Source organism: Klebsiella sp. A-Nf5 (assembly GCF_002810545.1).
GTDB lineage: Bacteria > Pseudomonadota > Gammaproteobacteria > Enterobacterales > Enterobacteriaceae > Klebsiella > Klebsiella variicola.
This window is the reverse complement of the sequence record NZ_PIOG01000217.1, coordinates 1-797: the sequence shown is the minus strand read 5'-3', so window position 1 is coordinate 797 and position 797 is coordinate 1. Positions and strand designations below refer to the sequence as shown.

The window sequence follows — 797 nt, the reverse complement described above, 5'->3', positions numbered from 1 at the left end:
CCCTTATCACATGACTGACAGCTAAGTTTTGCTATGTCTTTAAAGGCTGAGTATGGAGGCATCAGGCCAGCCAGAGAGAGGCTTTTACCCTGGACGGCGATAATCATTGCTTCACCTCCGTGAACTCCTTCATGAAGCGCTCAATAGGATGTACGCACGGAAACTGGTAACCCTCACGGTAAAATGTCACACGGTTATGCGCCACAGAGACGACGCTCACAACTTCCCCACCAGCATCACGATAGGTGTGATTTGGTAATGGCGTGCTAAGTGTCTTACTCATCATTGCCTCCGATACGTTTAGCCATCCAGCGCTGAGAAAGGCGCATCAACTCCGCTTTACGCAGTTCATACTCCATACCCAGATCTATCAGCGTAATGTTGGTATCTTCCAGATAGCTAAGGTGCTCCAACTGTTCCGCATTCATATGGTCTCGTGGTTCCCCCTCAACACCATTAGCCTGAGCCCATTGTTTTGCGGTCATGCCGCCAAGGACAATGCGAGAGAGCATATTGCTCTCGTTAGCGTAGTGATGGCGTTGAGTGGTTTTACCTTGCTCTAAACGGGCCTGATCCAAAGCTTCACACATTGCCGCGAAACGAGTGGCAGCACCGATGCGGGCTTTAAGCTGGCGTCGATACTGAGCAGCAATCTCCGGCACGCTGCGCTGAAGTTCCGCTTCACACTGAATGAAGTAACGGCGGACGGCCCGGCCCTGCTCATTGCGCTCGACCATTGCCATTTCTTTAGCCATGCCAAGAGACAGGCCGGAATCCTTACTGCGACGGTCGCCACC

General features: G+C 52.2%; 1 protein-coding gene and 1 pseudogene. Both read right to left on the bottom strand.

Annotation, left to right across the window (positions count from 1 at the left end):
* Positions 1-103: 103 nt before the first annotated feature.
* Positions 104-283, bottom strand: coding sequence for a DUF4222 domain-containing protein (locus CWM53_RS20355; protein WP_100697854.1), 180 nt, complete (start codon positions 281-283; stop codon positions 104-106).
* A pseudogene (locus CWM53_RS20350) lies at positions 276-797 on the bottom strand (antA/AntB antirepressor family protein); the annotation flags it as partial. The gene CWM53_RS20355 and the pseudogene CWM53_RS20350, both read right to left, overlap by 8 nt.

What these genes read in the sequence shown, in the direction of transcription:
- CWM53_RS20355 (WP_100697854.1), bottom strand. Translation starts at nt 283, where the DNA reads ATGAGTAAGACACTTAGCACGCCATTACCAAATCACACCTATCGTGAT.